General features: G+C 65.1%; 1 protein-coding gene. It reads right to left on the reverse strand.

Annotation, left to right across the window (positions count from 1 at the left end; translation table 11 throughout):
- A partial coding sequence (locus DIE06_RS37870; protein ID WP_185733587.1) for an NAD(P)/FAD-dependent oxidoreductase occupies positions 1 to 780 on the reverse strand: 780 nt, incomplete at both ends.

Raw genomic sequence — 780 nt, forward strand, 5'->3', positions numbered from 1 at the left:
CCGACCACGACCTGGTTGTTGTCCATGTGATACAGGAACGAGCCGCCGTACGTATCGGACTTCAGCGGCCAGCCGGCCGTGTGGATCACGAGACCCGGCTTGTGCTTCGCGGGATCGATTTCCCACAGTTCCTTGATGCCGATCCCGTACGCTTGCGGATCGGCGTTCGCGTCGAGCTTGAACTTCGAGATCAGCTGGCGGCCCAGATGACCGCGGCAGCCTTCGGCGAACAGCGTGTACTTCGCGTGCAGCTCCATGCCGAGCTGGAAGTTCTCGGTCGGCTCGCCGTCCTTGCCCACACCCATGTTGCCGGTCGCGACACCCTTCACCGAGCCGTCGTCGTTATACAGAATCTCGGCGGCCGGGAAGCCCGGGAAGATCTCCACGCCCAGCGCTTCGGCCTGCTGGCCGAGCCAGCGGGTCACGTTGCCCAGCGAAATCACGTAGTTGCCGTGGTTCTGGAAGTTGGCGGGCAGCGCCCAGTTCGGCGTGGTGACCGCGCTTTTTTCAGAAAGGAACAGGAAGCGGTCTTCCGTCACCTCGACGGTGAGCGGCGCGCCCTGTTCCTTCCAGTCGGGGAACAGCTCGGTGATCGCGCGCGGGTCCATCACCGCCCCCGACAGGATGTGCGCGCCGATCTCGGAACCCTTCTCGAGCACGCATACGCCGATCTCGGTGCCTTTCTCGGCGGCCAGCTGCTTGAGCCGGATCGCCGCAGACAGCCCGGCGGGGCCGCCGCCGACGATCACGACGTCGTATTCCATCGATTCGCGCGGGCCG

It is taken from the genome of Burkholderia sp. Bp8998, assembly GCF_003854235.1.
GTDB lineage: Bacteria > Pseudomonadota > Gammaproteobacteria > Burkholderiales > Burkholderiaceae > Burkholderia.